The sequence below is a fragment of the Kitasatospora sp. NPDC086801 genome (assembly GCF_044745805.1).
Lineage (GTDB): Bacteria > Actinomycetota > Actinomycetes > Streptomycetales > Streptomycetaceae > Kitasatospora.
In genome coordinates, this window is sequence record NZ_JBIVAX010000033.1 from 85,757 (window position 1) to 91,521 (window position 5,765).

Annotated in this window: 3 protein-coding genes; all 3 read right to left on the reverse strand. The window is 74.2% G+C overall.

The window, feature by feature from the left end:
- Nucleotides 1-103: 103 nt before the first annotated feature.
- The 3 genes from ACIPLC_RS28145 to ACIPLC_RS28155 all read right to left on the reverse strand — a co-directional run bounded on the left by ACIPLC_RS28145 (nucleotide 104) and on the right by ACIPLC_RS28155 (nucleotide 5,238).
- Nucleotides 104-1,477, reverse strand: coding sequence for a peptidoglycan-binding protein (locus ACIPLC_RS28145; RefSeq protein ID WP_400475805.1), 1,374 nt, complete (start codon nucleotides 1,475-1,477; stop codon nucleotides 104-106).
- Nucleotides 1,478-1,786: 309 nt separating this feature from the next.
- Nucleotides 1,787-2,800: a hypothetical protein gene (locus ACIPLC_RS28150; protein ID WP_400475806.1), complete on the reverse strand. Its 1,014-nt coding sequence runs from the start codon at nucleotides 2,798-2,800 to the stop codon at nucleotides 1,787-1,789.
- A 299-nt stretch (nucleotides 2,801-3,099) separates the two neighbouring features.
- On the reverse strand, nucleotides 3,100-5,238 hold the full coding sequence (locus ACIPLC_RS28155) for a protease pro-enzyme activation domain-containing protein (RefSeq protein WP_400475807.1): 2,139 nt from the start codon (nucleotides 5,236-5,238) through the stop codon (nucleotides 3,100-3,102).
- Nucleotides 5,239-5,765: the final 527 nt, after the last annotated feature.

The following is a 5,765-nucleotide window of genomic DNA, read 5'->3' on the forward strand; positions in this document are numbered from 1 at the left end:
CCCCGGGGCGGGTGGGGGCTCTACCACGGGGGGCCGCCGACGCCGGGGGGGGGGGGGGGGGGCCCCCCCCGCCGGGGGGGGGGGGCCCCCACGACACAGGGCGTCAGGCGAAGAGCCGGCGCCAGGTGTCCGGGCCGGGGTAGCCGTCGGCCTCGGCGCCGTGCCAGCCCTGGGCCTGCTGGAAGGCCTGGACGGCCCGCCGGTCGCTCTCGCTCCAGCGCGGGCCGGGGCCGACGCCGTACGCGCCGCCGAAGCCCTTGCGGACCAACTGCTCGCCCAGCAGGCGGACCTGGTCGTTGTTCTGGCCCGGGCCGAAGTGCTGCCGGCCGGGGAAGGCGGGCGCCCCGGTGCCGGGCCGGACCGGCGGCGGCAGCGGGGTGGTGCCGGTGGTGCCGGCGCCGATGTCGCGGCCCTTGCCGTTCACCAGGTAGTCCCAGGTGTCCTTGCCGGGGATGCCGTCGGCCTCGGCGCCGCGCCAGCCCTGGGCCTGCTGGAACGCCTGGGTGGCCTGGCGGTCGGCCTCGCCCCAGCGCGGGTCGGGGCCCTCGGAGTAGAACCGGGCACCGCCGCGCTGCACCAGCAGCCGGCCGAGCTCGGTGACGTACGCGTTGTTCGCGCCGGGGCCGAACTTGTCCGCGCCCGGGAAGGCGGTGGCCGTGGTGCCGTCGTCGCTGCCGCCGGACAGGCCGGTGTAGCGGTAGGGCACGTAGGCGCCGGAGTTGTTCCAGTAGGCGTACGGGGTGTCGCGCTTCTTGGTGCCGGGGGCGGTCTGCTCGTAGGCGAGGTAGCGGGTGCGGGAGGAGTCCGTCCAGCCGCCGAAGATCGCCACGTGCGACCCGGACTGCGGGCTGGCCGGGTTGTTGTAGATCAGCACGTCGCCGGGCTGGAGGTCGGCCCTGTCGATCCGCTCGGCGAAGTTCGGCAGGGTCCAGGTGGTCTGGTTGCTGCCGAGGCCCCAGGCCATCGAGACGAAGCCGGAGCAGTCCTGCCGGTAGCCGTCCGACCAGTAGCTGCCCATGCCGTACGGGACCTGCTGGTCGACCCAGCCCTGGGCGCGCTGGATGATCTGCGCCCGGGTGGGCGCCTGGGCGGCGCCGCGCGGGGCGGCGAAGGAGCGGGCGTCCTGGGGGTACCTCCCGGCCGAAGGCTGGGGGAGGGGCCGGCCGTAGAGGCCGCTGACCTCTCCCTGCGGGGTCTGCGGGGGCTGGGCGGTGCTGCTGCCGCCCGGGGTGGGGCCGGGGGCCGCGGTGGCGTGACCGGCGGCGGCCGTCCCGCCGCCTATCGCGGTGCCCACGGCGGCCACCAGCACGGCGGCCCGGCGGCGGATGCTGTGGGCCGCGGCGTGGCCGCCCTCGTGCACCGGTGCGGCGTGCAGCCGGGCGCGCCGACGGGCGCTGCAGCCCCCGCACATGCAGTCCTCGTCCGGTTCGACCTCGTCGAATTCCAGCAGCGGGGACAGGTGGTCGGTACGGGTCATGCTCCGCCTCTTTCCTGCGGTCGTCCTGGTCGACGCCTGACGGCGTGACAGGACTGGACCTTCCCGGGTCGGCACCGCGTGTTATCGGGACCAAAGTCCCAAAGCGGGCGGGCCGTGGCGCGGCGGATTGCGCCGGGCGGGTGACGACCGTTCGGCGGCCCGGGCGTGGCGGGGGCGTGGCGGAGGCGGTAGTGCCGGTGCGGGACCTGGCGGGCGGTCAGGCGCGGGCGGGGGCGGGCCGGCCGCGGAGTGCCCGGGATCGGTGCAGGTCAGCAGGGGTGCGCGGGCCGGTCGAGGCGCCGGGGACGGCTACTGCCACTCCCAGCGGATGCCGATGTGCCCGGGCTGCTGGTCCGGGGCGAGCACGTGGGCGCTCGCGGAGGCGCCGATCCAGAGCTGCTCGCGGCGGTGGTCGACGTCCGCGCCCGGCTCGCGGTCGTAGCGCTCGCAGTGCGCCGGGACGGCCGCCGGGTCGAAGTGCACCTGGAGCACGTACTCGCGCACCGGGGTGGCGAAGCGGCGGCTGTACTCCAGCGTCGGGCCGCCCGGCGGGATCTCCACCTCGTACTCGAAGACCGTGCTGTCGCCGAGCGCCAGCGGGCGGTCCAGCATCAGCTCGCCGACGGTCAGACCGGCCTCCGGACGGCGCCGGACCCGGCCCAGCCGGCCGTGCCGCACCGAGGTGATCTCCGGGCAGCCGGTCGCCTCCTGGTCGGCCTTGTGCACGACCAGGCAGCGGCCCACGCCGCCGACGGTGGCGCGCACCACCTGGCGCATCCGCAGCAGGTTGCCGCGCCGCTCGGCGTCCACGTAGTACGAGTCGTGGATGCTCAGCCGCTCCAGTTCGCCCTGCGGCGGGGCGTCCAGCTCGGCGAAGATGTCCGCGATCTGCCGCTCGCCCGGCCAGACGTCCTCCAGGCCGAGGTGGCAGGTGTTCGCGGCGGCGGCCCAGCGGCCGCGCGGGCGCGGCGGGCCGAGCAGCGAGGTGAGCGCGCTGTGCGGCAGCCCGAGCAGTTCCTCCAGCAGGTGGACGGCTCTCAGCGAGCTGGCCCGCTCGGGCTGACTGCGCCCGCGCCGCCAGTAACTCAGCGTCGTGACGCTGACCCTGACGCCACGTTGGGTGAGGGCGGCTCTGATCCGGTCCAGGCTGAGGCCACTGCCCTCGATGGCCAGGTGCAGGGTGTCCGCGAAGCCGCCCGGGGCGGTGGGCCGCCCGGCGTGCGGGGGGGTCGGCGGCGGTGCGGGTACGGACGGGCCGGGGCGCTCCGGGCGCGGTCCGACCAGCCGGAGTCGCGCGGAGTCCTGAGGCTGCTGTGCGGCCATGCGGTAACCCTCCCCACCAGGTGAGTTCGGAGGGGCCTGGTCGGCGCCGAGGAGCGCCGCCGACGGCTTCACCGAGCTTTGGGGAACCCTATGCACGGTCGAGAGGCTACGTCATCAGTCGTGCGTATGACAGTGGTCACGGCAGGTGGACCGAAGGGTTAGTGATCTTGAAACAGTTCGGAAACACCGGCCTTCGCCGCCCGCCCCCGCCGCCCGCCGGGACGGGTGGACGCACACCGCCGGGGCGGGCCCTGACGGCGCCGCCCCGGCGGGGGTTCGGTGGAGCTACCTGACGGTGATCAGTTGACGTTCAGTGCGATGTCGTCGATCACGAAGCTGGTCTGGGCGGAGCCGTCCTCGGTGCCGGTGAACTTGACGGTCACGGTCTTGCCGGCGAAGGAGGAGAGGTCCAGGGTGCGCTTCACGTAGCCGGCGGCGGCGTTCACGTTGGAGTACGTCGCCAGCGTGGTGCCGTTGGCCTGGACGGTCAGCTTGTCGTACGCGGTGGTGCCGGTCTCCGCGGTGTCGATGTGCAGCCAGAAGGTGAGGCTGGCGGACGTGCAGCCGGCCGGCACCGAGAGGGTCTGCGACAGGGTGTCGGTGTGGGCGCTGCCGTAGCCGTCCAGCCAGGCCTTCCAGCTGCCCGAGTGGGCCGGCTGCGAGGAGCTGTTGTCGACCACGCCGCTGGAGGTGGTCCACGGGGCCGCGGTACCGGTCTCGAAGCCGCCGTTGCCGACCAGCTGGGCCGCGGTGCAGCCGCCGGTGGGCGGCGGGGTGGTGCCGCCGCCGAGCAGGGCGGTGGTCAGGCCGTCGGCGATCGGGGTGCCCCAGCCGGTGACCTGGTCGTAGCCCGTCCCGGCCGGGAAGTCCTGGTTGGAGCCGCTGGTCACGTCGTGGAAGGCGCCGGCGTAGCCGCTGCCGGTCGCGACCGCGTACAGCTTCGGGTTCGCCTCGCCCAGGACCGGCTGGCCGGCCGCCTTGGCCTTCTGGTTGAACTGGGCCGCGTAGCCGGCCCACAGCGGCGCCGCCGCGCTGGTGCCGCCGTAGACCTGCCAGGAGCCGGCCGTGTAGATCGCGAAGCCGCTCGCCGGGTCGGCGTTGGAGGAGACGTCCGGGACGGTGCGCATGGTGCCGGTGCCGGTCTGCCAGGTCGGCTTGTTGAACACGGTGGAGACGCCGCCGCCGGCGCCGCTCCAGGCGCTCTCCGAGGAGTACGAGGTGCCGGACACCTGGAGGTTGGTGCCGCCGACGCCGGTCTGGTGCGGGCTGGACGCCGGGAAGTCGACCGCCTTGACCGACGAGCCGCTGGTGGAGCGGGTGCAGTCGCGGGAGCCGTCGTCACCGGAGGCGGAGAAGATCGAGATGCCCTGGGCGGCGGCCTGCTTGAAGGCGTTGTCGACCGCCGTCATCGAGGCGGCGGTGGTGTCCGGCTCGCAGGAGCCCCACGAGATCGAGACGACCGAGACCTGGTTGTCGGCCACGATCTTGTTGGCCATGTCGATCTCGCCCTGGTCGCTGTTGGGCGCCTCGTAGACCAGCTGGGTCGCCTTCGGCGCCGCGCCGCGGACGATCTCGCTGTCCAGCTCGACCTCGCCCTGGCCCTGGCCGGGGGCGGAGTCGTAGTTGGCGCCGTCCACCGAGACCGTGGAGACGGCCGGGCCGGACAGGCCGTACTGCGAGTCGTAGGTGGTCAGGTTGGAGGACGAGTAGCCGTCGAACTCCCAGAGGGCGACCGTCGTGCCGGTGCCGTCGGCGCCGGTCTTGTTCAGGTTGTAGGCGCCGTCGTACTGCGACGGGCCGAAGCCGCTCGGGGTCGAGGAGGCCGTGTGCGGGGTGACGGAGTTCGGCTTGGCCAGGCGGTTCTTGCGGACCGCGTGGTTGTCCAGGCCGCTCACGCCCTGGACCACGCCGGCCAGGTCGGCCGGGACGGAGGCGGCGGCGTCGTTGGCGAAGAAGGCGCGCTGCTGCTGCGGGTCGAGGTAGGAGCTCTCGTGGGTGCCGAAGGCCTGCGAGATCTGCGCGTTGGTGCCGTGGGCGCTGACCACCTGGCGGTTGGCGCTCACCTCGGTGACGGTCAGGCCCTGGGCGGCCAGGTAGGTCTTGACCTGGTCGACGGCGGCCTGGGTCGGCCCGAACCGGGCGGTGAACTGCTCCGGCGTCAGGTACTTGCCGAACTCGGGGGTGCCGGGGGTGGCGACCGCGGTGAGGAAGCGGTCCAGGGCGTCGGTGTCACGCAGCTTCAGGCTGACGGCCACCGAGATCTGCTGCTCGGCCGGGACGTCGCCCTTCTTCTCCGAGTGGGCCACCGCCGGGTTGACGGTGTTCGGGAGCGCGACACGGGGAGCGGGGGCGGCCTGCGCGGTGGAGACACCGAGCGAGACGGCGGTCAGCGGCAGTACGGCTATCGCCGCGGCGAGGGCAAGAGAGCGGGGGCGCAACGGATCCTCCTCTGGCCGGCTGTGGGGGCCGGCAAGGGGCCATGGCGTTCCGGAGTCGAGAACGTTGGTTAGAACATGACAGAACCAGTGCGCAAATTGGCTCATGGTCGAGCAATTCGTTGCTAAAAAACAGTCAACTGTGGACACCCGGAATGCGGGGATTCCATACAGTGAATAGCCCGAATTCCGGAACCGGTCCCTACCGGTGCGGGGCGGAAGGGGCGGACGTGGAATCGGGTGGAGCCGCACGGGAACGATGACCGGCGTGTGCCGCACGGCGACGCGCGGGAATTGGGCGAAGGCGGCGCGGAATTATGTGAAAGGCCGGGGCCGGCGGGCGCTCCGGGCGCTCCGGGCGGGCTGACGGCGCATCGGGCGGCGGGTCCGACGGCGGGCCGGGGGGGGGGGGGGGGGGGGGGGGGGCCCCCCCCCCGCGGGGGGGGGGGGGGGGGGGCCCCCCGGGGGGGGGGGGGGGGGGGGGCGCGGGGGGGGGGGGGGGGGGCGCCCCCCGCCGCGGCCCGCGCCGG

Bases quoted from the DNA above. Each gene is read 5' to 3' on its own strand.
- ACIPLC_RS28145 (WP_400475805.1), bottom strand. From the start codon at position 1,477: ATGACCCGTACCGACCACCTGTCCCCGCTGCTGGAATTCGACGAGGTC.
- ACIPLC_RS28150 (WP_400475806.1), bottom strand. From the start codon at position 2,800: ATGGCCGCACAGCAGCCTCAGGACTCCGCGCGACTCCGGCTGGTCGGA.